The 23,697-nt window shown below is 61.9% G+C and carries 22 protein-coding genes; 12 read left to right on the top strand and 10 right to left on the bottom strand.

Annotation, left to right across the window (positions count from 1 at the left end; translation table 11 throughout):
* Window positions 1-630: 630 nt before the first annotated feature.
* The 4 genes from RW095_RS13565 (at window position 631) to RW095_RS13550 (ending at window position 4,806) form a co-directional block, all read left to right on the top strand.
* On the top strand, window positions 631-1,173 hold the full coding sequence (locus RW095_RS13565; protein WP_317019840.1) for an alcohol dehydrogenase catalytic domain-containing protein: 543 nt from the start codon (window positions 631-633) through the stop codon (window positions 1,171-1,173).
* A 2-nt stretch (window positions 1,174-1,175) separates the two neighbouring features.
* On the top strand, window positions 1,176-2,060 hold the full coding sequence (locus tag RW095_RS13560) for an SMP-30/gluconolactonase/LRE family protein (RefSeq protein WP_317019488.1): 885 nt from the start codon (window positions 1,176-1,178) through the stop codon (window positions 2,058-2,060).
* Between the two features lie 374 nt (window positions 2,061-2,434).
* Window positions 2,435-3,583, top strand: coding sequence for a glutathione-independent formaldehyde dehydrogenase (locus tag RW095_RS13555; RefSeq protein ID WP_128584521.1), 1,149 nt, complete (start codon window positions 2,435-2,437; stop codon window positions 3,581-3,583).
* Window positions 3,584-3,930: 347 nt separating this feature from the next.
* Window positions 3,931-4,806 (top strand): LysR family transcriptional regulator, encoded by an 876-nt coding sequence (locus tag RW095_RS13550; RefSeq protein WP_317019487.1) that lies wholly within the window; start codon window positions 3,931-3,933, stop codon window positions 4,804-4,806.
* A 200-nt stretch (window positions 4,807-5,006) separates the two neighbouring features.
* On the opposite strand, the gene ftrA is transcribed toward RW095_RS13550, so the two are convergent.
* A complete protein-coding gene (ftrA, locus tag RW095_RS13545; RefSeq protein ID WP_317019486.1) occupies window positions 5,007-6,020 on the bottom strand; it encodes a transcriptional regulator FtrA in 1,014 nt (337 codons plus the stop codon).
* A 126-nt stretch (window positions 6,021-6,146) separates the two neighbouring features.
* Between ftrA and RW095_RS13540 the strand changes: the two genes are divergently transcribed.
* The 4 genes from RW095_RS13540 to RW095_RS13525 all read left to right on the top strand — a co-directional run bounded on the left by RW095_RS13540 (window position 6,147) and on the right by RW095_RS13525 (window position 11,113).
* Window positions 6,147-6,566, top strand: a complete 420-nt coding sequence (locus RW095_RS13540) for a rhodanese-like domain-containing protein (RefSeq protein WP_394365127.1) — start codon at window positions 6,147-6,149, stop codon at window positions 6,564-6,566.
* A gap of 272 nt (window positions 6,567-6,838) precedes the next feature.
* Window positions 6,839-7,771: an MBL fold metallo-hydrolase gene (locus RW095_RS13535; protein WP_317019484.1), complete on the top strand. Its 933-nt coding sequence runs from the start codon at window positions 6,839-6,841 to the stop codon at window positions 7,769-7,771.
* Between the two features lie 885 nt (window positions 7,772-8,656).
* Window positions 8,657-10,027, top strand: a complete 1,371-nt coding sequence (locus RW095_RS13530; protein WP_317019483.1) for an MFS transporter — start codon at window positions 8,657-8,659, stop codon at window positions 10,025-10,027.
* Window positions 10,028-10,210: 183 nt separating this feature from the next.
* Entirely contained in the window at window positions 10,211-11,113 is a 903-nt protein-coding gene (locus tag RW095_RS13525) for a DMT family transporter (RefSeq protein ID WP_317019482.1), read from the top strand.
* A gap of 116 nt (window positions 11,114-11,229) precedes the next feature.
* Here RW095_RS13525 and RW095_RS13520 read toward each other — a convergent pair whose 3' ends face one another.
* The gene (locus RW095_RS13520) at window positions 11,230-12,027 is read right to left on the bottom strand and encodes an SDR family NAD(P)-dependent oxidoreductase (RefSeq protein ID WP_317019481.1); all 798 of its coding nucleotides are present in this window, start codon (window positions 12,025-12,027) and stop codon (window positions 11,230-11,232) included.
* 119 nt (window positions 12,028-12,146) lie between these two features.
* Here RW095_RS13520 and RW095_RS13515 point away from each other — a divergent pair, with 119 nt between their 5' ends.
* Window positions 12,147-13,094 (top strand): GlxA family transcriptional regulator, encoded by a 948-nt coding sequence (locus tag RW095_RS13515; protein WP_317019480.1) that lies wholly within the window; start codon window positions 12,147-12,149, stop codon window positions 13,092-13,094.
* A gap of 36 nt (window positions 13,095-13,130) precedes the next feature.
* Here RW095_RS13515 and RW095_RS13510 read toward each other — a convergent pair whose 3' ends face one another.
* Together RW095_RS13510 and RW095_RS13505 are read right to left on the bottom strand one after the other, a co-directional pair.
* Complete coding sequence (locus RW095_RS13510) at window positions 13,131-13,784, bottom strand: Vgb family protein (RefSeq protein ID WP_317019479.1); 654 nt, start codon at window positions 13,782-13,784, stop codon at window positions 13,131-13,133.
* Between the two features lie 9 nt (window positions 13,785-13,793).
* Window positions 13,794-15,014 (bottom strand): helix-turn-helix domain-containing protein, encoded by a 1,221-nt coding sequence (locus RW095_RS13505; RefSeq protein ID WP_317019478.1) that lies wholly within the window; start codon window positions 15,012-15,014, stop codon window positions 13,794-13,796.
* 129 nt (window positions 15,015-15,143) lie between these two features.
* Between RW095_RS13505 and RW095_RS13500 the strand changes: the two genes are divergently transcribed.
* The 3 genes from RW095_RS13500 to RW095_RS13490 are packed head-to-tail and all read left to right on the top strand — an operon-like array spanning window position 15,144 to window position 17,307.
* On the top strand, window positions 15,144-15,911 hold the full coding sequence (locus RW095_RS13500; protein ID WP_317019477.1) for a DUF899 domain-containing protein: 768 nt from the start codon (window positions 15,144-15,146) through the stop codon (window positions 15,909-15,911).
* Between the two features lie 8 nt (window positions 15,912-15,919).
* Window positions 15,920-16,765, top strand: a complete 846-nt coding sequence (locus RW095_RS13495; protein WP_317019476.1) for a DUF2182 domain-containing protein — start codon at window positions 15,920-15,922, stop codon at window positions 16,763-16,765.
* A 32-nt stretch (window positions 16,766-16,797) separates the two neighbouring features.
* Window positions 16,798-17,307 carry a DUF1697 domain-containing protein gene (locus RW095_RS13490; RefSeq protein ID WP_317019475.1) on the top strand — a complete coding sequence of 170 codons (510 nt, stop codon included), beginning with the start codon at window positions 16,798-16,800 and terminating at the stop codon, window positions 17,305-17,307.
* A gap of 91 nt (window positions 17,308-17,398) precedes the next feature.
* Here the strand turns inward: RW095_RS13490 and RW095_RS13485 are convergent, their stop codons facing one another.
* From RW095_RS13485 to RW095_RS13460, 6 genes are all read right to left on the bottom strand, one after another.
* Entirely contained in the window at window positions 17,399-19,138 is a 1,740-nt protein-coding gene (locus RW095_RS13485; protein WP_317019474.1) for an ABC transporter substrate-binding protein, read from the bottom strand.
* 126 nt (window positions 19,139-19,264) lie between these two features.
* Window positions 19,265-19,546 (bottom strand): DUF2160 domain-containing protein, encoded by a 282-nt coding sequence (locus RW095_RS13480; protein WP_128598187.1) that lies wholly within the window; start codon window positions 19,544-19,546, stop codon window positions 19,265-19,267.
* Window positions 19,546-20,358 carry a carbohydrate ABC transporter permease gene (locus tag RW095_RS13475; protein WP_128584506.1) on the bottom strand — a complete coding sequence of 271 codons (813 nt, stop codon included), beginning with the start codon at window positions 20,356-20,358 and terminating at the stop codon, window positions 19,546-19,548. Before RW095_RS13475 ends, RW095_RS13480 begins: the two co-directional genes overlap by 1 nt.
* Window positions 20,348-21,244: a carbohydrate ABC transporter permease gene (locus tag RW095_RS13470; RefSeq protein ID WP_088175542.1), complete on the bottom strand. Its 897-nt coding sequence runs from the start codon at window positions 21,242-21,244 to the stop codon at window positions 20,348-20,350. Before RW095_RS13470 ends, RW095_RS13475 begins: the two co-directional genes overlap by 11 nt.
* Entirely contained in the window at window positions 21,241-22,365 is a 1,125-nt protein-coding gene (locus tag RW095_RS13465; protein WP_317019473.1) for an ABC transporter ATP-binding protein, read from the bottom strand. The genes RW095_RS13470 and RW095_RS13465 overlap by 4 nt, the downstream gene beginning before the upstream one ends.
* Window positions 22,352-23,446 (bottom strand): ABC transporter ATP-binding protein, encoded by a 1,095-nt coding sequence (locus RW095_RS13460; RefSeq protein ID WP_317019472.1) that lies wholly within the window; start codon window positions 23,444-23,446, stop codon window positions 22,352-22,354. The genes RW095_RS13465 and RW095_RS13460 overlap by 14 nt, the downstream gene beginning before the upstream one ends.
* Between the last annotated feature and the right edge of the window lie 251 nt (window positions 23,447-23,697).

Below are 23,697 nucleotides of genomic sequence, written 5' to 3'. Positions count from 1 at the left end.
GTTCCGTGACTCAAGCGCATCCCGAATGCGGGTTCGAAGCGTCACGAACATCTGTAAGCGCACCGGTCGCACGGCCGGTCCGCGTCGCGGGCAGTAACCAGGCAAGGGTTGATTATGGCAAGCGGCATTGCGGCTGTGCGACGGGGCGAAACATCGCGGCGCGGCCGCCGTTCTTTGGATGCCTCGGCCCTTGGGTCGATTGAAGGCCTTGGTTGGATTCCCATCGCGCTCACTGCCGCGGCCATCACGAGGGGCCGCTCGGCCGCGCCTACGAATGGGACTTTAAGACCGTGGACCGGCCCGGCGAGGGCATCAGTTGGCGCTCGCTCCTCGACGCCACGATGCCGAACGAGGGATCGGTCCGCTTCCACCCCGCCCCCGCGGATCGCGGCACCGTCGACACCCTGCACTTTCGCTTCGACGCGCCCCGTTACGCGCTTGCCGGCACGGTCCTTGAAACTCCCCGGAACCATGCCCTTGGACTTGGCCGCCGACGGGGCGCTGCGGCGCTTCGAGGGCCTCGTCGAAACCGGTGAGATCCCGACCACTGGGCGTCAGCCCGCTGCTCGCGCCGACACGCGCTAAGGCGATCAGGACATGCGAGCACTTTACTGGAATGGCGTGAACGGCATGCGCGTTGGCACGGTCGAGGATCGCGAGATCGTCGACCTCCACTCCGCCATTCCGCGCGTCCGCCTGTCCGCGACATGCGGCTCGGACCTGCGCTTCATCGACGGCTACATTCCCACCATGAAGCCCAGCGACGTGATCGGCCACGAGTTCATGGGCGTGATCGACGATATCGGCCCCGAAGTGAAGCGCGTAGCGAACGGCGACCGTGTCGCGATTCCGGCATTGATTGTTTGCGACCAATGCTGGTATTGCCAGCACGACCTTTACTCGCTGAGCGACAACACGCATCTCGAGCCCGAGCTGCAGGCGCTGCTCCGCGAGGACATCATGGCCTGCGGCAAGGGCGGCAGGCTCCCGGCTCCTTGCGCCCGCCCACAAGGGCGAGCTAAACGCCGCCTACCTTGCCACGCACCGCTTCTTGCTCAGGGCCGCGCCGCGCGGCTACGACATGTTCAAACAGAAGACAGACGGCTGTGTGCACGCGGCGTTCGCCCCGTAAAGGTTGCCGTCCATCGCAAGCCCGCCACGCAGAGGAGGTAAGCATGACCAGATTCACAGCCGCGTCAGCCGCAGTGGCGATGATGCTCCTCTCCCATCCAGGCTTCGCACAGCAGCGCGCCGGTCCATCTCAGGGCACAGCGCAACTGCAGCAGGTCGCCAGCTTTGAGCACCAGGTGACAGGAGTGACCGTTTCGACGGATGGACGCATCTTCGTCAACTTCCCGCGGTGGACGGAGGAAGTTACGCAGGTAATCCGCTTCGACGAAAAGGTCGCACCTCAGGGCAGCTACCTGAACGATGTGCGGTTTTCGCCGGATGGACGACATGCTTACCTGACCGATGCCGGGGCCAAAGGCGCTCTCGTTGTTGTAGATCTACAGACGGGCAGGGCTCGACGCGTCCTTGACGGCCACCCGAGCACCCAGCCTGAAAAGGATGTTGTGGTGAAGACCGATGGGCAGGAGTTGCGCCGGTCCGACGGACGTGGAGTCGAATTCGCCGCTGACAGCGTCGCGCTTTCTCACGATGGGCGCACGCTCTATTGGAAAGCCCTGACCGGCCGGACCCTCTATCGCATCACCACGGATGCCTTGGAGAACCCACGTCTGTCCGAGAAGGACCTCGAAGCTCGTGCGGAGCCTGTCGCCGAAACCGAGCCGACGGACGGTCTTTGGATCGACAGGCGCGGGAGGCTTTATCTGAGCGCGATCGAGCAAGATGCAGTCAAGGTGCGCGAAGGAGATCGCATCACCACCCTCGTACAGGACAAGCGGCTGCGCTGGCCCGATACATTCTCGGAGGGATCCGACGGGACCATCTACGTTACTAGCTCCCACATCCAGGACATGAGCTGGTTCAAGCCCGAGGCCGGCCCGCGCCTTGAGACGCAGTTGTGGCGCATCGAGGAGACGCGCGCGCGGCAGTGACGCGGAGGCGGGACCAGTACATGCTGCCTGTTTCGACACCGGTCGACTATTCGCTGTCCGGCATCGGCCCATAAGGGTGACGCGAGGCGAGCGCAGTAAGCAAAGCACGGCACGATCGATTCGGACGACAACGTCAATTTTAGCAGTTCGTCCATTTAGTTGGGACTGCTACAGGAAACATTTACCTTTTTCGGAAAGGAAGAAAGCTGCTGTGTGTCAGAACGGCATTGGCACCGCCAACAAAGCAGAGCGGGTTTGAAGGAGAGACCAGAGAAGCTCCCGCAGGTATTGCCCGCGGGCCTTGCAGACACATCGCCGGCGGCCGGGCACTTCATGCGGCGCAGGCTTTGAAAGCTGTTTTTCAGGAGCAAACTATGAAAGCCGTTGTTTATCGCGGTCCGCGCCAGGTCGCAGTCGAAAACGTGCCGGACCCAAAAATCGAACGACCGACCGACGCCATCGTCAAGATCACCACTACCAACATCTGCGGTTCCGACCTGCACATGTACGAGGGCCGGACCGATTTCGAGCAGGGCCGCATCTTCGGCCACGAGAATCTGGGCGTGGTCCAGGAAGTAGGACCGGCGGTCGAGCGGGTCAAGCGCGGGGACTGGGTGTGCCTGCCGTTCAATGTCAGTTGCGGGCATTGCAAGAACTGCGAGCGCGGCCTGACGGCGTTTTGCCTGAGCGCAAACCAACCGGGCATTGCCGGCGGCGCTTTTGGCTTTGCCGACATGGGGCCATGGTCGGGCGGGCAGGCCGAATACCTGCGGGTACCATGGGCCGACTTCATGTGCCTGAAGCTTCCGCCGGATGCGGAGCAGAAGCAGGTCGACTACGTGATGTGCGCCGACATCTTCCCGACCGGTTGGCACGCGACCGAACTGGCCGGCATGCGGCCCGGCGACGCGGTGCTCATCTACGGCGCCGGACCGGTGGGGCTGATGGCGGCGTACTCGGCGATGATCAAAGGGGCCTGCAGCGTAATGGTGGTGGACTGCCATCCCGACCGGCTTAAGCTGGCGGAGTCGATCGGCGCGATCGCGATCGACTATTCAAAGGAAGACGCGGTGCAGCGGGTCATGGACCTGACCCATGGAAGAGGTGCCGACGTGGGTTGCGAGTGCGTCGGCTATCAGTGCCACGATCCGGCTCCTGAACGCCAGGAGCGACCCAACCTCACGATGAACAATCTGGTCTCATCAGTGAAGTTTACAGGCGGGATCGGGGTGGTCGGCGTGTTCGTTCCGGAGGACCCGAACGCAGCGGACGAACTTGAGAAGAAGGGGATGATCGCATTCGAATGGGGCAAGTGCTGGTTTAAAGGCCAGCACATCGCCACCGGCCAGTGCAACGTCAAGGCCTACAACCGGCAGTTGCGCGATCTGATCCACGCGGGCCGCGCGAAACCATCGTTCATTGTTTCTCACGAATTGAAACTCGAGCAGGCGCCTGATGCCTACAAGCACTTCGACGTGCGCGAGCACGGCTGGACGAAAGTGGTCATTCACCCCGGAGGCTAACGGAGCCAGTAGGGTGGTCTCCATCACCGCGGCCAACGCTTGCGAGAGACGACGGCGAAGGTGATGGCGATCGCCCCACCCTGGGCGTGGCTATCGTCTTCCGGGACGAGGTCAGCGAGGCGGGAGCGACGAGAGCGGCGTTCCTGACTGGTCGAGTACTGCCGCGCCAAATCAGGTTCTCCCGTGTCGTCGCCTACTGCGACATCTGCGAGGCTCGGCCCACGTGGTTGACGCTTGGAGCTTGTCGAAGCCATTGGTAGTCGCTCACAGGAAGATATACCCGTATTGAACGACTCGGCCATCGATTAGTAAAATGAATGATTTGATCGATGCGATAACCGCGAAGAATGGAACTCAAGCTGCTAAGGACGTTTTTGTCCGTCGTCGAACTGCGTCATTTCGGGCGGGCGGCGGACGCTCTGCACATGAGCCAGCCGGCGTTGAGCAAACAGGTTGGCGCACTAGAGGCGAGTTTGGGCGCGAAGTTGTTCGAACGGGGTCGTCATGGCGCGGAGCTAACGCCGTTCGGGGAAATCTTCTTGCCCGATGCACAAGCGCTCGTCGGCGACGCGGACGAGATTCTCGCGCGTGCGCGAGAGGCAGGCAGCGGCAGGCGCGGACATCTGCGGATCGGCATTTGCCTGTCCGTGCTAACCATTGCGCCGCAGATCATTGCCGACTTCCGTCAGCAATATCCGGGCATTGCCATCGCGTTGAGCGACCTGTCTTCCGATGAGCAAACCCGCCGCATTCTGGCGGGAAAGCTAGATGTGGGCTTTATGCGGATGCCGTCGGTCGAGGGTCTTTCGTCGGTTCGTGTGATTGACGAAACACTGGCCCTGGCGTTACCCCCGGGCCTGGAGCGTGTGCGTCTTCCTGCCGATTTTGGCAAGCTGAATGACATGGGTTTCCTGGCGTTGCGGCGTGGGCGCGGGCCTGGACTCGCTGCTCAAGTCGACGCCTGGTGTCGCGAACAGGGCTTTGTACCTAATGTGACACAACAAGCCGATGATGTGCAGTCTGTATTGGCATCTGTCGCCGCAGGAGTCGGCGTCGCATTTGTGCCCTCGCGCGCGCAACATCTGCTCCGGAACGCTACCGTCCTGCCCCTCAGCGGAAGGCAAGCGAAATGGCGCGTGGGGCTTGTGTGGGCGGACGCGCGGAAAAATCCAGTTACTTCACGGTTCGTCCCCTTCGTGCGCGCAGCGCTGAAAGGCTTCTAGTTCTTCTTCCTGGCGCTGACCTTGTATTTTCATCGTCGACGACTGTCGTTTCGATGGTGCCGCGCAATGACTAACCCCTCATAGGCAAGACAAGCGGTCGATTCGCGGGATTGTTGACGTTCTCGATACCTCGTTGTCAGAGGGCCGGCGCGTGCAACTGCCTTTCCTGATCATCGCATTGTGACCACTCAAACTGCGCGTCAACCCGAGTTCCGCGCGACCGTCCCCGCGATTCCAGAACCGACTTTCTGAGCCCTTGCGCCATGCCCAAACTTCTCCCGGTATGCGGCCGGACTCGTGAGCGCGATACGTCGGAAGTGCCTGCGCATCGACTCCTCCGAGCCGAACCCAGCTAATTCGGCGACGCGGCCAATCGGCAACGGCGACTGTGCTTCGAGCATCTCACGGGCCGCCGCCACGCGTTCACGCACAAGCCATTCGTACGGCGCCATGCCGGTGGCGTCATGAAATTGCCGTTGCAACGTGCGCGGACTCATTGCAGCGCGTTCTGCTAGCGAGCGCAGCGTGTGCGGCAAAGCAGGATGCTGGCGCACCCAGTCCATCAACCTGGCCAGGCGCCCGCCCTCGTCCTGCGGCATTGGACGCGGCACGAACTGCGCCTGACCGCCCTCCCGATGAGGCGGCACCACGAGCCTCTGTGCGACCCGATTCGCCACCGCTCCACCGTAATCGCGTCGCACCAGATGGAGCAGCATGTCCAGCCCCGCTGCGGACCCCGCCGACGTGATGATCTGTCCTTCGTCGACATACAGCGCATCGGGCTGCACGCGCACTTGCGGGTAGCGCTGCTGCAGTTTCGCGGCGTATCGCCAGTGGGTCGTCACAGTCTTGCCGTCGAGCAAGCCGGCCGCTGCCAACACGAACACGCCGGAGCAGATCGAGCAAAGCCGCGCTCCACGGCGGTGAGCATTGCGGAGCTTCTTCAGCAGCGCCTCGGGCGGCGATTCGTCCGCATCGCGCCAACCCGGCACCACGATGGTGTCTGCGCGGTCGAGCAGTTTGAGCGTGTAGGGCGCGGCGACCGTGATGCCGCCCGCGGCGCGGAGCGGCCCGGGCTCACTCGCGCAAACCGCGAAACGATACCAGTCGACGCCGAGCTCCGGACGTTCGAGCGCGAACAGCTCGGTCACGCAGCCGAATTCGAAAGTACAGAGCCGGTCGTAAGCCAGCGCGACGACGAGATGATTGTTCATGGCGTGATGTTACCGGAGATTGACGATTACGCCACTTAACCGGTTCGCGACTCGACGCCAGAATGAGGCTCCTGGATCACTTCGCCAGGCGCTATGTTCATCCGAAGACTTATGCAGAGTTCAAACATGTCGACTACCAACGCCATCACCGCCGTGCCCCCCGCCGACAGCGCAGCCGCGCTTGCCCACTTCCGCGCGGCGCTGCAATTCGAGACCGATTGCTCCGATGTCGCCAGCGCGCTCGCGAGCGGCACGCCCGGATTCGTGCTGCTCGACGTGCGCAGTCCGGCGCTGTTCGCGCAGGGCCATGTGGCGGGCGCGCTCAATCTGCCACACGGCAAAATCGTAGAGTCGAAGCTGGTGAACTATCCGCCTGATACGGTTTTTGTCACGTATTGCGCGGGTCCCCATTGCAACGGTGCCACACGTGGTGCCATACGGCTTGCTCTGCTGGGGCGGCCGGTGAAGGTAATGATCGGTGGGATCACCGGATGGCTCGACGAGGGATTCAGCCTCACGGTGAGCGAAGTCGAGTGGCCGCGTTAGACGGTGCAGAGCCGCGCGTGTCCCTATGCCGCCGCTGCTCAGTAACCCTGCCAGTCGCATTTGCTCTCATCGCCTGTCCACTGTCGATTGTTGCCGTTAGAACAACATGGTGAACACTTTCGCGGTGCTACTGGCGTTCGCCACCCCTAACTACAATGCGTCACACGCTCGGTCGAAAGGCGAGCAACCGAAGCGCGCGAAATTCGTGGTCGTGCTCGTGAGCCGCGCCGTGCAGTGCGGCTTACCCCCCTCAATCAACAGGACTATTGAAGATGAGCGAAACAACCTGCAATATGCAGCCCGTTACCGCCAACCTTGGCAAAGAAGGTTCAGGCGAACTCGTGCCTTCCCGCTATGCCGTGCGCGTGGGTGACGTCGACGTGGTGCTGATCAGCGACGGCGTTCTGCCGCTGCCGACCTCCACCATGTCCACCAACGTGAGCGAAGCGGACCGCAACGAATGGTTGGATGGCCGTTTCCTGCAACGTGACATGTTCGACTGGGCGCTGAATGTCGCGCTCGTGCGCAGCGGCGAACGCCTGATCCTGGTCGACTCGGGCGTAGGCGACGGTTTCGAATACTTCTCGCGCGCCGGTCGGTCGGTGATGCGCCTGGAATCGGCCGGCATCGACCTGGCTGCAATCACCGATATCATGATTACACACATGCATATGGATCACGTTGGCGGCCTGAACGTCGATGGTGTCAAGGCCAGGCTGCGCCCGGACGTGCGCATTCACGTGTCGCGCGCAGAAGTGGAGTTCTGGAAAAATCCGGACTTCAGCAAGACGGTGATGCCGGAAACAGTTCCTCCCGCGCTCCGCAAGGCTGCTGCAAAGTTCGTGAAGCTCTACAGCGAAAACATCGTGCAGTTCGATCAGACCGTGGAAGTCGCAGCGGGCCTATCGGCGCGCGTAACGGGTGGCCACACGCCGGGGCACTGCGTTGTGGATGTTGCATCGAAAGGCGAGAAGCTGACGTTCGTAGGCGACGCGATTTTCGAAGTCAACTTCGACAATCCCCAATGGCAAAACGGCTTCGAGCACGATCCTGAAGGGGCTGCGGACGTGCGCATTTCGCTGTTCAACGAAGCCGCTAAAACCGGCGCCCTGCTGGCCGCAGCGCATGTCGCGTTCCCGTCCATCGGTCACATTGCAAAGAACGGTGATGGCTTCCGTTTTGTGCCGGTTCAGTGGGACTATTGATTGATTCTGGACTATCAGTCGTCGTCGTATAGATTGCATTGACGAGTGTCGGAAAACCGCCGCGAGTTCACAAGACTCGCGGCGGTTTTGTCGTAAAACGACGAGCCGCCCGCACTCTGGCAGCGGCCATGTTGCCGCCGCTGTAACCAACCTTATTGTCTCGGATCACTGGCCCGCGAGTCGTCGAAAGTTATTCGGCGTGGCTTGCTGCGACGCACACGAGGTGGATCGTGTGAGGATTTTGCGCGTCTCGTCACCGTTGCCACGCAGTCAGTACCGTTTATATGGGGAGAACAGCATGGCCGCACTCGTCGACTACCCCGCCGTTCTGTTGCGGTGTCTGCATTTGCGGCTGGACGATTATCGGACTCGCGATCCCGGGGAGCGTCACGAATCGGCCGGGATAGGGCTGCTGTCGAGGCGGAGTTATGGCGGCTCGCGACGCAGGCGGCGCGCGACCAGCCGACGCCAATAGGCGCCACGGTCGTCACCGGAATGAACGACGTGCTGAATTCACAGGACTACGCGGAGGCGCTCGCATCAACCGTATCCCCGTACGAGCCTGGTCTTTGATGTTCGTCATCGGCATGCTTGGTTGCGGCGTGCAGGGATATGGCGCGCGGGGAAGACTTCGAAGAAGTCTATTGCTCGTCATTTTGCCCGCGACCGTTTCGTTATCGCTTGCGCCTATAGCGGACATCGATAGTCCGCGCGGCGGGCTGACCCACGTCCAGCCGCAAGACCTTCCGCGGTTGCTCAAAGCACTTGAGCATTAGCGGTGCCATGCCATTTGATAAGCATGTCTGATCAAGGCGCGGGTCACCGGAACCTCTGCGCGTGCCGGCGGTCAATATGAGATGTCGCCCTTTTATCAGGGGATGCCAAATGACTGCCACTCAACCGGGGGCTGCGCCCCTCTCCGAAGAGGACGCGCGGCGCCAGCTGCGTCGCGCCGTCATCGCCAGCACGATCGGTACTACGATCGAATGGTATGACTTCTTTCTCTACAGCACGGTCACAGGTCTCGTTTTCGCGAAGCTGTACTTCCCGCAATCGGACCCGTTGGTCGGCACACTTCAAGCTTTTCTCATCTATGCGGTCGGCTTCATAGCGAGGCCGGTCGGCGCGGCCATTTTTGGGCACTATGGCGATCGCATCGGGCGCAAGGCTACGTTGATCGTCACGCTGCTGCTGATGGGGCTCGCCACGTTCGCCGTCGCATTTGTTCCTACTTACGCGTCGATCGGCATCTGGGGCGCCGTCATACTTACCGTGCTGCGCTTCATTCAAGGCGTCGGCGTGGGTGGCGAGTGGGGCGGCTCGGTGTTGATGTCGATGGAATGGGCCCGCACGAACGCGCATCGTGGCTTCGTCGCATCGTGGCCGCAATTTGGCGTACCGGCAGGGCTGTTTCTCGCTAACCTCGCCGTGCTGGCCATGAGCGCGCTTTCCGGCGACGCTTTCGTCACGTGGGGCTGGCGTGTGCCTTTTTTCCTGAGCATCCTGCTGGTCGGGATCGGACTTTATATCAGGCTGAACATCCTCGAGACGCCGATCTTTGCGAAGCTTCTTGCCGAGCGCAAGATCGAAAAGACGCCGATGCTCGAAGTGTTGCGCCGTCAGCCGAAAGACATTCTTCTTTCGGCCGTGGCGCGCATGGCTGAGCAGGCGCCGTTCTATATTTTCACGGCCTTCGTCTTCACGTATGGCGTCACGACACTCGGCGCGTCGCGCGATCTGCTGTTGACCGCAGTGCTAGTGGCGTCGGTGCTGGAATTCGGCACCATTCCGCTGTTCGGCCATGTGTCAGACCTGATTGGACGTCGCCGCATGTACATGATCGGCGCCGCCGCGGCCGGCTTGTTCGGTTTCCTCTATTTCGCCATGGTCGACACGCGCAATCCGACGTTGATTTTCGTGGCCATCGTACTCTCGCTAGTACCGCACTCGATGATGTACGGCCCTCAGGCCGCATTGATCGCCGAGTCGTTTACCGGGCGACTACGATACAGCGGCGCATCGCTCGGTTATCAACTCGCCTCGGTGATCGCGGGCGGTCCTGCGCCGCTGATCGCGACCGCGCTCTTCGCTTACTATCACTCCGGCTACGCAATTGCGATCTATGTGTTTGTTTGCGGAGTGCTCAGCCTGATCGCCGCTTCGCAACTCGGCGACTACACGAACAAGGACATTTCGCAGGAGTATGACGAGCCGCGCTCGATGGGCGACAGCGGACACGGTCATCGTCACGCCTGATTCGCACGGTGCGGCGCAGCAAGGCCCGCCGCACCGTGTAACTCGCGCGTTGCCGCCGGTGCTGGCTTATCCAATGGCGGCGACGCCTTCATGGTGCCGGCGCTTTCCGGCACTACGTAGTGTGACGCGCCAGCCCATAGGTCTGTGAGATCATGCAATTCTCCATACGGATTGCGTTCTCACATGCCGACTTCCGCGACCACCCACGGCAGTTCGCTTTCGCTTGGCAGCGTCGGCACCATCCTTGCCTCGATGTTCTGCTTCGCAGTGGTCGATGCGTTGGCCAAGTCTGTCGCGCTTCAATATCCGGCGAACGAGGTCACGTTTTTCCGCATGCTTTTCGGCCTGTTTCCCGCCATTTCGCTGTGCTGCGGAGGAAGCCGGCCGCTGTCCGACCGCGTGCGCAATATCGACATCAAAGGGCAGACCGCGCGTGCGACCGCGCTCCTCGGCGCCTCGGCTCTGTTCTTCGCCGGCTTGCCTTATGTGCCGCTTAGCGAAGCGGTCGCGCTTGCCTATTCCGAGACGCTGATCGTCATTGTGCTGGCTCCGCTGATGCTCAACGAGCGGTTGACACCACGCGGCGCCGCGGCCGCGATTGTCGGTTTTCTGGGCGTGCTGCTCGTGGTCCGGCCGGGCGGCGCCCAGACGTCCTGGCTGGGACCCGGCATCCTGATGGCAAGCGCGTTCTGCGGCGCGCTTTCCATCGTCCAGATCAAACGCATTCGCCCGACCGACGACTCCGCCACCACGGTTCTCTTATTCACGGCGATGGGCACCGTGGTCATGGGCTGCACGTTGTTCTTCAAATGGCGCACGCCTTCGGTGGACGCACTCCTCGTGATGGCCGCGCTCGGCGTCTTCGCGACAGCGGGGCAAATGCTGATGACGGTAGCCTTCCGTCGCGCGGATGCAGGCGCGCTCGCTCCCTACAACTACACGAGTATCGTCTGGGCTGCGCTGTTCGGCTATGTACTGTGGGGCGAAACGCTGGAGCTTCTGTCGGTGGCCGGCATATTAACGATCGTGGGCAGCGCCATTGCGGTCGCGGTGCGCCGCAAAGCGCCCGAAGGACCTCTCGCCTGATGAGACGGCCTTCGGGGAGCCGCATGCAATACAACTTGCTGCTAACCGGCGAATCGTGCCGCAAATGCAATCGCCACGGTTCGCCGCGATCCGCGGCCAGTTTCCACCGTCGCCGGTCAAGCCGCGTTGTAACGCGGCGCCGGCGCATTGGTCGACAACAGCGGGAACATCGCGCGGCGCGCAGCCTCGTAGTCGTCCCACTTCTCGACCGCATGCAGCGACGGAATGGTGACCAGCTCGCCGCGATCAAAGCCGACCAGCGCTGCGTCGACCATGTCGTCGGCGGACATCACGATTGCCTTGTCGAGGTTTTCCAGCGGCAGACCACCCGTCTGCCAGAATTCGGTCGCGGTCGCGCCCGGCAGAACCGCTTGCACGTGAATGCCCTTGTCGGCCAGTTCGTGATTTAACGACTGGCTCAAGGCCAGCACGAACGCCTTGCTGCCGCCATACACGCCGTTGAGAACCTCCGGCGCGATAGCCACGACGGACGCAATGTTGATCAACGCCCCCTTGCCTCGCGCGACGAAGCCGGGCACGGCCGCATACGTGAGCCGCGTCAACGCGCTGACGTTGAGGTCGATCAAGCGCTGCATTGCATCGACGTCACTGTCGACTAGCGGCGTATGCGTGCCGACACCAGCGTTATTGACCAGAAGGGTAATGCTCGCGTCCTGTTTCAGTTTCGCTTCGACTGCCGCGAGGCCGGCTTTGTCGCCGAGATCGGCGTCCAGTATCTCGACGCTGCGGCGTGTTTCGGTCGTGATGCGACTGGACAGCGCGGCAAGGCGCTCGCGGTTGCGGGCAACGAGCACGAGATCATACCCACGCCGCGCGAGGCGGTCCGCGTAGATTGCACCGATGCCCGACGATGCGCCCGTAATCAGCGCGGTGCCCTTGTATGCTTCAGTCATGATGTCACTCCTTTGCGATAAATCGTTGATGGCGTGACGGAATTCTGTCCCGTTTTGACGGCGGCGCAAATGACATATATGGTTAGGTTTCAGGACATACACTTAGACGGAGAATTGACATGCACCGCGTGGGATATTTGCTGAGCGACGGCTTCCAGGTCATGGCGATCGCCACGCAAGCCGTTTTCGAATACGCGAACATGGTAGTGGGCGAGCCGTTCTATCAGGTGGAGAATTTTTCGCCTGCGGGCGGCGAGGTGCGTTCGTCGCTAGGTATGACCGTGAGCACGAGTCCGCTTAAATCGCGCCGTCAAACGGACACGTGGATCGTCGCGGGCGTCAACGATCCGCTGGCGTCGCCGGCGCCCGAAGACGTGCTCGCGTTTCTACGCAAAACCGGGCCGCGCGCACGGCGTATCGGCGGTATTTGCACAGGCGGCTTCGTGGTTGCTGAGGCGGGTCTGTTATCGCAGCGTCGCGCCACAACGCACTGGGCTTACGCACGGGAATTGCAAAAGCGCTTTCCCGATGTTCGCGTGGAAGACGACCGCATTTATATAGTCGACGGTCCGATCTGGACGTCGGCCGGCATGACTGCCGGGCTCGATCTCGCGCTTGCGATGGTCGAAAAAGATCTCGGCGCCGAGGTGGCGCGCTCCGTTGCGCACAAGCTCGTCATGCATCAGCGGCGCTCGGGCGGCCAATCGCAGCATTCGGAAATGCTCAACCTCGCGCCAAAGTCGGACCGCGTTCAGAGCGCGTTGAACTACGCCCGTGAGAACCTGAGCCGGCCACTTACTGTCGATGAACTGGCCGGCAAGGCGAACCTGAGTCCGCGTCAGTTCAGCCGTGTGTTTACGCTCGAAACGGGCCAATCGCCGGCGCGTGCTGTTGAAAGCCTGCGCCTCGAAGCCGCGCGCCTGATGATCGAGCAAAGCCGTCATCCGCTCGACGTCATCGCGAAAGAGACCGGCTTTCGCGACCGGCGCCATTTGCGCGAGGCGTTTATACGCGGGTTTGGACTGCCGCCGCAGGCGGTGCGCCGCGAAGTGCGTAGTGCCACGTGAAAACGCACGCGGTTCGCGGCACCAAGGCAGCGCCAATTAGCTGACGTCTCCCGTCTCGCGTTCCGGACGGCGCACGGCGCGCACCTTCCCGCTGTTTCCGCCACCGCAAAAGAACTGCCCGCTGCCGTCGGACTCGAGGCCCGACACGCCGACGCCCTCGGGCATCTCAAGGCTTTCCAGTACCTCGCCGGTACGTGGATCGACGTGCCTCAACTCGCTTGCATCGTCTTCCCAGGTGCCGTGCCAAAGCTCGCCGTCGACCCACGTGACGCCCGTTACAAAACGGTTCGACTCGATGCTCGAAAGCACCGCGCCGGTCTCTGGATCGACCTGATGGATTTTGCGCTCGCGATACTCGCCGACCCACAACGATCCCTCGGCCCACGCGAGTCCCGACGCGCCATTGCCTCCCGGCGCAGGGATGCTCGAAAGCACGCGGCCGGTTGCCGGGTCGATCTTGTGGATGCGGCCCGCGGCAATCTGAAAGAGATGCTGGCCGTCGAAGGCCGTGCCCGCATCGGCGGCGATTTCGATTGCGCGCAGAGTCTGGCCGCTCGCGGGATCGAATGCGTTCAACGTCTTGCCCGTTGCAATCCAGACCTGCTGGCCGTCGTAGGTGACGCCAGCCACTTGCTGGACGTCCGGGAACGGACCGTATTCGCGGATGATAGTGGCGTTTGATCGATTCATGCTGTCATCCTAATTGAGCGTGACGGGCGAGGGGAGTAACAACGTTGTCGCGAATCCGGACGCGGACGGGGCCATCCAGCGGCGCGCCCGTCCTCGACCAAACGACTGGGCTTTGCCAACGGCCGCGAGCGAATCGAGTGTGCGCTGCACGGTGCGCTGGCTTGCGCCGAGTGCGAGCGCGAGCGCGGAACTCGACCACGACTCGCCATCCGCGAGCAGCGCGAGCATTGCCGCATGAGCCTCTTCGACGGGCCGCGCGAGTACCCGAACCTCCTGCCCATCGCGTGGCGCCAATGCAAAGCCACGCGGCGTCGCGCTTATGTCGGCCAGGGTGCCGAGCATCGTGCGAAGCCGGCCGATCTCCACCCGCAGACGCGCGCGATGCGAGTCATCGGCAAGTCTCGTTCGGAATGCGCGTGCGATCAGCGCGTCGCGCGGCACATCGGCGGGCCATGCCACCGCAAGCTGGTACGCGAGATTGAACAACACCGGGCGCCTTGCCAGCGAGACGGCCGTGCCGGACTTCTGCACGACATTGCGACAGGCGTCGACCACGAACGCGTTCGACATCAGCAGTGCTTCAACTTCGTCAAGCAGCAGCAGCCGTTGTTCGCCGCGTGCGATCAGGCGCGCGGCTGGCAGGTTCATCGCATGCGATGCGCTTTCGACCTCGGCAATCAGCGCGGGAATATCCGCAGCTTGCGCCGCGTGCCTGGCTCGTGCGAACGCGGCGCGAGCCTTGTTGGCCTGCAAACGCCGCAGCGCGATGCCCGCCACCATTAGCTGATGCGCCGCCCTCAGCATGGGCGGCAAAGGCGCGAAATCGAGCGCGCCGAGCATGCGCTCGGCCTCGTCGACATGTCCGATCAGAACGAGCCTGCGAACCTCCAGATAGCCCGCATGCGCGGCATTGGCGCGGTCGCCGTGCGCTTCGAGCGTCGCGCGCGCAGCGCCGAGCGCTTTCGCCGGCCACGCAAGATCGCGCGACGCCAGCGCGATCTCTGCCTCCGCCACGACACATCTTGCGCGTGCCACGGCTTGCTTCGAACCGAACGCGCGCGCCGCGCTTCGCACGAGCACCTTGGCCCGGATGAAATCGCCCAGTTGCGCCATCGCGATGCCGCGAAGCGCGAGCGCCGGGGCGTCGTCGCGTAATGCGACGCGCTTCAATGCGCCGAGCGGATCACCGGCAGCGAGCGCCTGCGCGGCGGCCTTGATCAGCGGGTCCATGTTGATTGAAATCGCGCCACACTTGTCACTCCCACCGTCCGGAATCCCGATACTAATCTAGCACGACCGCCAACCAGTACGTCGTATCGAAAGCGATCGAGCGACGAGTGAAACCGAACGGAGAGAACCATGACCACGACACATACGACCGGGACGCGCGAGCAGTGGCTGGCAGCGCGCCTCGATCTGCTCAACGCGGAAAAAGAACTCACGCGACGCAGCGACGAACTGGCGCGCCGACGCCAGGAATTGCCCTGGGTCCGCGTCGACAAGACGTACCGATTCGAGACCGGGCAGGGCACGGCATCGCTTGCCGACCTGTTTGGAGGACGCTCGCAGCTTCTCGTCTATCACTTCATGTTCGGGCCGGACTACAAGGCAGGGTGTCCGTCTTGCTCGTCGATTGCGGATGGCTTCGACGGCATCGCGATTCATCTGGCCAATCACGACGTGGCGCTGACGGCCATATCCCGCGCGCCGCTCGCGAAGCTGCAGGAATACCAGCGGCGCATGGGGTGGACGTTTCCGTGGGCTTCGTCGGCGGGCAGCGACTTCAACTTCGACTTCAACATCTCGTTCACCGAGGAGCAGCAGCGCGAGGGCACCGTCGAATACAACTATCAGCGCGGCCGTCATGCAATGGACGCGGTACCGGCTCCGGAGCCCGTCGCGCAATTCGCAGCGACATGCGGTACCGATGCATCCACCTACGCGCGCGACCGGCCAGGACTGAGCGCCTTCGTGCTCGAAGACGGCGCGGTCTACCACACGTATTCCACGTACGCGCGTGGACTGGACGGCCTGTGGGGCATGTACCAATGGCTCGACCGCGCGCCGAAAGGCCGCAATGAGACCGGCATCTGGTGGCGTCGTCACGACGAGTACGAAAAGCGCTGAGGTGCGTGATGAACTTCGGGGGCGCAAGCCAATGCGGCGACTTCGCGACGCGAGAGTTCGGCACGCGCGCTTCTCGTTCGCGCGCTATCTTTTACGGTGTCTGCGCGTTGCTATTTGCACTCAGCGCGGCGGCAACCATCGTTGCATGCGTGTCCATGTCGACCATGGGCGACATGCCCATGCCCGGCGACTGGACCATGTCGATGATGTGGATGCCCATGTGCGGCCACACGTGGCCGGGCATCGCGGTATCGTTCGTCGGCATGTGGGTCGTCATGATGATCGCGATGATGCTGCCGTCCCTCGCACCCGTGTTGTGGCGATACGGTGAGGCGCTTGGCAGAGCGGGGCACGCGCGAGCAGGGCTTATGACGCTGCTTGCCGGCGTCGGCTATTTCGCTGTGTGGGCCGCGCTGGGTGCAGCGCTCTTTGCGCTCGGCGCGACGTTAGCGGCGCTTGAGATGCAGATTCCCGCGGTTTCTCGCGCTGTTCCCGTTGTAGCCGGCGTAATCGTGCTCAGCGCGGGCGCGTTGCAACTCACGGCGTGGAAGGCGCACTATCTTCGCTGTTGCCGCCAGGCGGCGCCATACCGCCTTCATGCATTGCCGACGCGCGCGGTTGCCGCGATGCAATACGGTGTGCGCTTGGGCGTCCATTGCTGTTTCTGCTGTGCAAGCTTGACGGCGTTGCTTGTCGTGTCCGGCGTGATGGAACTGCGTGCAATGGCGGCCGTCACGGTCGCTATTACGCTCGAACGCGTGGCGCCGCGCGGTGAATTCATCGCGCGAGGCTTCGGGTTCGTGATTGTCGGCGCCGGTTTGTTTATGATCGTGCGAGCCGCCTCGCTCGTGTAAAGACCTGTATTCAACATCAGAAAACTCATTCGATGACCCGATACGTTGCTCTTCTGCGCGCCGTGAATGTCGGCGGAACCGGCAAGCTTCCCATGGCGGAATTGCGGACTATGTGCGAGTCCGTTGGCTTGACCAACGTACGGACGTACATTGCAAGCGGCAACGTGGTGTTCGACAGCAAGCTTGCCGAGGCATCGGTGAAAAGCCGGCTCGAGCGTCGCCTTGAGGAGTACGCGGACAAACCGGTGGGCGTCGCGGTGCGAACCAGCGAGGAACTTGCGCAGGTGCTGACCGCTAATCCGTTCAAGTCCGCCGCGCCGAACCGGACGGTCGCGATTTTTCTCGACACAGCGCCGCCTGCCGACGCGCTCACTCACGCGAGCGGCCAGCGCGAAGAAGAAATGGCGCTCGGCACGCGCGAAATCTATGTGCACTACAACAACGGAATGGCGGATACGAAGCTAAAAATCCCGGCCGCCAAAACGGGAACCGCGCGCAACATGAACACGGTTGCCAGGCTTGTGGACATGGCGAATGAGTAGCGCATACGGCTTGCGGCATCGGCGGAAATAAAAAAGGGCGGCACGCGTGGTGCCGCCCGCTTATGAACCGCCAATTGCCAGATCAGCGCGCTTAGCGCACCTTGCCCGCCTTCCACGCCGACAGCAACTGCTCGTACTTGACCGTCTCGCCCTTTGGCTTCTCGTTGCCGAGCTTCTTCCACGGCGCGTGTTGGTCGGACAACCACTTAGACGGATCGCTTTGCGCATTCAGCTCCGGCGCGCACACCTTCATGCCGGCGCGTTGCAAACGGGACAAAACCTGGTCCATTTCCTTCGCGAGGTTATCCATTGCGGCCTGCGGCGTCTTTTCGCCGGCGACTGCCGTACCGACGTTTTTCCACCAGAGCTGAGCCATCTTCGGATAGTCGGGCACGTTATTGCCGGTCGGCGTCCACGCGACGCGTGCCGGGCTGCGATAGAACTCGATCAGACCGCCGTACTTGTCGGCGTTTTTCGTGAAGTAGTCGCTATGAATGTCGGAGTCGCGAATGAACGTGAGACCGACTATCGACTTTTTCAGCGACACGCTCTTTGCCGTCACAAACTGCGCATACAGCCAGGCTGCGGCGCGCTGATTGGCCGGCGTCGACTTGAAGAAGGTCCATGAACCGACGTCCTGGTAGCCGTTTTGCATGCCGTCTTTCCAGTACGCGCCGTGCGGCGACGGCGCCATGCGCCACTTCGGCGTGCCGTCCGGATTCGTCACATTGCCGGGCTTGAGCATCGACGCGGTAAACGCCGTGTACCAGAAGACCTGTTGCGCGATCCTGCCTTGCGCGGGCACCGGGCCCGCCTCGCTGAAGGTCATGCCCGACGCCTCCGGCGGTGCGTATTTCTTGAGCCAGTCGATGTACTTGGTCGTCGCGTAGACCGCCGCGGGACTGTTGGTGCCGCCGCCGCGCGACACCGACGCGCCCACCGGATGACAGCCGTCCGGCGTCACGCGTATGCCCCATTCGTCGACCGGCATGCCGTTCGGAATGCCCTTGTCGGCTTCGCCCGCCATTGAAAGCCATGCGTCCGTGAAGCGCCAGCCGAGCGACGGGTCTTTCTTGCCGTAGTCCATATGACCGTAGACTTTTTCACCATCGATGTTCTTCACGTCGTTCGTAAAGAACTCGGCGATGTCTTCGTACGCGGACCAGTTTACCGGCACGCCCAGCTCGTAGCCGTACTTCGCCTTGAACTTGTCCTGCAAGTCCTTGCGCGCGAACCAGTCGGCGCGGAACCAGTAAAGGTTTGCGAACTGCTGGTCGGGCAGTTGATAGAGTTTCTTGTCCGGGGCGGTCGTAAAACTCGTGCCGATGAAGTCTTTGATATCGAGGCCCGGGTTCGTATACTCCTTGCCTTCGCCCGTCATGTAATCGGAAAGCGGCACGATCACGCCGTAGCGATAGTGCGTGCCGATCAGATCGGAGTCGGAAATCCAGCCGTCGTAGATGCTTTGCCCGGATTGCATCGACGTCTGCAATTTTTCGACGACGTCGCCTTCCTGGATGATGTCGTGCTTCACCTGAATGCCGGTGATTTCAGTGAATGCTTTCGCGAGTGTTTTCGATTCGTAGATGTGCGTGTCGATAGTTTCCGACACCACGTGTATCTCCTTGACGCCTTGCGACTTCAGTTTGGCAGACGTGTCGACGAACCACTTCATTTCGTCCATCTGCTGCTGTTTCGAAAGGGTGCTCGGTTGGAATTCGCTATCGACCCATTTTTGCGCTTCGGGCATACCCGCTTGTGCCTGATTCGCAAGGGCACCTGACACGATGCCTGCCACTGCGAGCGCGACGATCCGTCTCCTCTGTTGCATGGTCTTCTCCTGTGTCTTTCGTGCCCCTTGAATCTGGCCGGAGCCCGCTCGGGGCATCAGCGGAACCGGGAGTTGCCAGCCTTCATTGCGTGTGTATGCGCGTGCGTGTCTGCGTGCGCCGACTCGCTAGCCTTTCCACATGATCGCGAGCAGAACGAGCACCGAGGCCGCGAATCCCGGCCACGAGTTCGAGCCTTCGGCGCTAATGCCGATCCATGCGAGGTTCACATACGCCGCCGCGAGCAGACCGATGAACAGACGGTCGCCGCGTGTGGTCGAGATGGGCAGAAAGCCCTTGCGTTCAGTCGTCGGCGAGCGCAGTTCCCACATGGTCATGCCGGCCAGCATCACGACAATGCAGCCGAAGAAGAGCGCCACTTCGGGCGTCCAGTACATCCACGTGAACATCAGACTCTCCCCATCGCAAAGCCCTTCGCGATGTAGTTGCGCACGAAGTAGATCACTAGCGCACCTGGAACGATGGTCAGCACACCCGCCGCTGACAGCACGCCCCAGTCCATGCCGGCCGCCGACACCGTGCGTGTCATCACCGCCGCGATCGGCTTTGCGTTCACGGAGGTCAGCGTGCGTGCGAGCAGCAGTTCGACCCAGCTGAACATGAAGCAGAAGAACGCCGTGACGCCGACGCCCGACTTGATCAGCGGCAGGAAGATCTTCACGAAGAAAGCGGGGAACGTATAGCCGTCGATATACGCTGTTTCGTCGATTTCGCGCGATACGCCCGACATGAAGCCTTCGAGAATCCACACAGCGAGCGGCACGTTGAACAGCATGTGCGCAAGCGCAACGGCAATGTACGTATCGGTCAAACCGACGCTCGAATAGAGCTGGAAGAACGGCAGCAGGAACACGGCGGGCGGCGTCATCCGGTTGGTGAGCAGCCAGAAGAACATGTGCTTGTCGCCGAGAAAGCGGTAGCGTGAGAACGCATAAGCGGCAGGCAGCGCGACGAGCACCGACATCACCGTATTCATCAGCACGTAGACGATCGAATTGATGTAGCCCCAGTACCAGGACGGATCGGTGAAGATGATCTTGTAGTTCTCGAACGTCACGTGCTGCGGCAGCGTGGCGAACGTCGACATGGTTTCTTCGTTCGTGCGCAACGAGATCGACAACATCCAGTACAGCGGAATCAGCGCGAACAGCATATAGACGACGAGCACCAACGTGCGCATCCAGCGGCGCTTATCCTGCATGTTCGTCTCCTTCCGCAGCGGGGCCGCCTTTGCCTACACGGCTCATCCAGTTATAGAGAATGAAGCACAGCAGCAGGATGATGAGGAAATAGATCAGCGAAAATGCGGCGGCTGGGCCCAGGTCGAACTGGCCGACCGCTTTTTGCGTCAGGTACTGGCTGAGGAACGTCGTCGAATCGCCAGGACCGCCGCCGGTCAACACGAACGGCTCCGTGTAGATCATGAAGCTGTCCATGAAGCGCAGCAGCACGGCGATCATCAGCACGCCGCGCATCTTCGGTAGTTCGATGTAGCGGAACACGGCAAAGCGGCTCGCGCCGTCGATTTCGGCGGCCTGATAGAACGCATCGGGAATCGCGCGCAGGCCCGCATAGCACAGCAACGCGACGAGCGGCGTCCAGTGCCAGATGTCCATCACCAGCACGGTGAGCCATGCGGCCGTGGGGCTCGCCGTGTAGTTGTAGTCGAAGCCGAGGCTATTGAGCCAATAGCCAAGCAGACCGATATCCGGGCGTCCAAAGATTTGCCAGATCGTGCCGACCACGTTCCATGGAATCAGCAGCGGCATGGCGAGTATGACGAGCGCCGCGGATGCGCGCCAACCTGAAGCCGGCATCGCAAGCGCGAGGCCCACGCCGAGCGGAATCTCGAACAGCAGCACGCAAGCGGAAAATATGATCTGCCTGCCGAGCGCGCCGCGCAGATCGGGATCGGTCATGATGTTGCGAAACCACTCGGTGCCGACGAACACATGCTGTGTCGGGCTGATGATGTCCTGCACCGAATAGTTGACCACGGTCATCAGCGGCAGGATCGCGGAAAACGCGACGCAGATAAACACGGGTACGACCAGCAGCCACGCTTTCTGATTGACGGGCTTGTTCATCGCGCGGCCCCTTCGGAGATGCGTGTGTCGATTCTTTCGTCGTTGCAGAAGAACACCGTTTCAGGCGCGGCGAGGCGCAGCCAGGCAGGGCCGTCCACCACGCGAACATGCGGATCGAGCTTCGTGTTGAACAGATGGCCGTCGCATTGCGCTGTGACGAGCTGATAGTTGCCGAGCTGTTGCGCGCGCAACACCTGCGCCTTGACCGCGCCCGCTTCGCTTTCCTGGGCGAGCCGCACGAACTCAGGGCGAATGCCCAATGTGAGCGCGCCGTTTGTGTGCTGGTGCGCGTCTCTTAGCGTCGCGAGTGTGCCGGCGTCGAGAGTGAGCCGCTGCGCGCCGATTCTCGCGCCGTCCGCGTCAAGCTCGATTGGGCAAAGATTCATGCCGGGGCTGCCGATGAAGTAGCCGACAAACGCGTGATCCGGCCTTAGAAAAAGCGCATCGGCGCCGCCCTTCTGAACGACGCGACCGTTTGTCATTACCACGACTTCGTCAGCGAAGGTGAGCGCCTCGACCTGATCGTGCGTGACGTAGATGAGCGTGAGCTTGAGCTGCTGATGGATTTTCTTCAACTGCCGGCGCAACATCCATTTCATGGCCGGATCGATCACGGTCAACGGCTCGTCGAAAAGGATCGCTGCGACGTCCTGGCGCACGAGGCCGCGCCCCAGCGAAATTTTCTGCTTCGCGTCCGCTGCGAGGTTGCTCGCCTTATGTGGCAGATCGCGCGTCATGTCGAGAATTTCGGCCACTTCGTGCACGCGCTTTTTGACTTCGGCTGCCGGCATTTTGCGGTTGCGCAGCGGAAACGCGAGGTTGTCGAACACGCTCATGGTGTCGTAGATCACCGGGAACTGGAACACCTGAGCGATGTTGCGCTCGCGTGCGCCCAGCGCGGTCACATCGCGCCCGTCGAACAGTACCTTGCCCTCGGACGGCTTGACGAGACCCGACACGATGTTCAGCAACGTGGTCTTGCCGCAACCAGACGGTCCGAGCAACGCATAAGCGCCGCCGTCTTCCCAGACCATGCTCATGGGTTGCAGCGCGTAGTCGTCGAGCGTCGCCGGCTTTGGACGATACGCGTGCGCGAGATTCTGGAACTCAATGCGCGCCATAAGCCGCCTCCGGGCTGGATACGAGCTTCGTATCCGCGCCGAACACAAACAGTTCGTCGGGGTCGATGAATACGTCGAGTTGCGTGCCGAGTTCGATCTGATGCACGCCTTGCAACTGCGCGACGAGATCAATGCCGCCATTGAGCGTGTGCAGGTGCAGATAGGTTTCCGAGCCGCTCAATTCGGCAAGTTCGAGCCGGCATGGAACGGCGATCGCACGCGATGTCTTCGCTGCAAGACGCAGGTGCCCGGGCCGGATGCCGATGCGGCATGTGCCGTTCACAGCGGTGCCGCGGCGGATGGGCACGTCGATGCCGATCGGCAGTCGCACGCTGCCGTTACCGTTCATTTCGCTCGTGAGCATGTTCATCGGCGGATCGTTGAAGACGGCTGCGGCGCCCACGTTGACCGGCGCGTTATAGACGTCGAGCGTCGGACCGAATTGCAGCACGCGGCCTTTATCGACGATCGCGGTATAGCCGCCGAGCAGCAGTGCTTCCAGCGGCTCGGTGGTCGCGTACACCACGGTAGTCTTGCCGTCCGCGAAAAGCGTGGCGAGCTCCATGCGCAATTCTTCGCGCAGCTTGTAGTCGAGATTGACGAGCGGTTCGTCGAGCAACACGAGCGATGTGCGCTTCACGAGCGCACGGGCCAGCGCGCACCGCTGCTGCTGGCCGCCTGACAGTTCGCTCGGCCGCCGCTCCAGCAGATGCTCGATATGCAGTTTGGCCGCGACTTCCTGCACGCGTCGGCGGATTTCGGCGGGATCGGTCTTCTGTAACTGGAGCGGCGAGGCGATGTTCTGAAACACCGTCATCGCCGGGTAGTTGATGAACTGCTGATAGACCATTGCAAGGTTGCGCTGGCGCACACTGACGCCTGTCACGTCCTGACCGTCGACGAGCACGCGGCCCGCACTTGGCCTGTCCAGTCCCGCCATGACGCGCATTAGCGTGGTCTTGCCTGCCTGGGTGGGGCCGAGCAACACATTGATGGCGCCTGGCACGAGACGCAAATCCACGCCGTACAGATACGGTTGCCCGCCAGAAACGACACTGACTTGCTCCAGTTCCAGGACCAAATTGCTCTCCTTTCAGGCGCGAGATATGTCTGTGTGTCTGTGCGCCGTCCGCAGAGCCTGAGCTTCGCGGCGGGCATCAATTGGTTTGCACTCTGATTACATGCAGCAAACAGAATGTCCCTTTTGTTGGTTTGCGTTTAAATCGGGGTTAACCTTACGAAAGGCGGAAATAGAGAACCTTGTCGATTTGGGTGTCCGTAAGCCTCGGCCAGCAGCCTTCCGCTTTCTCGGGATGCCCAACAATTGGGAAA

This window comes from Paraburkholderia kirstenboschensis (assembly GCF_032806925.1).
Lineage (GTDB): Bacteria > Pseudomonadota > Gammaproteobacteria > Burkholderiales > Burkholderiaceae > Paraburkholderia > Paraburkholderia kirstenboschensis.
The sequence above is the reverse complement of the archived record's forward strand: the minus strand, read 5'-3'. Positions and strand labels throughout refer to the sequence as shown.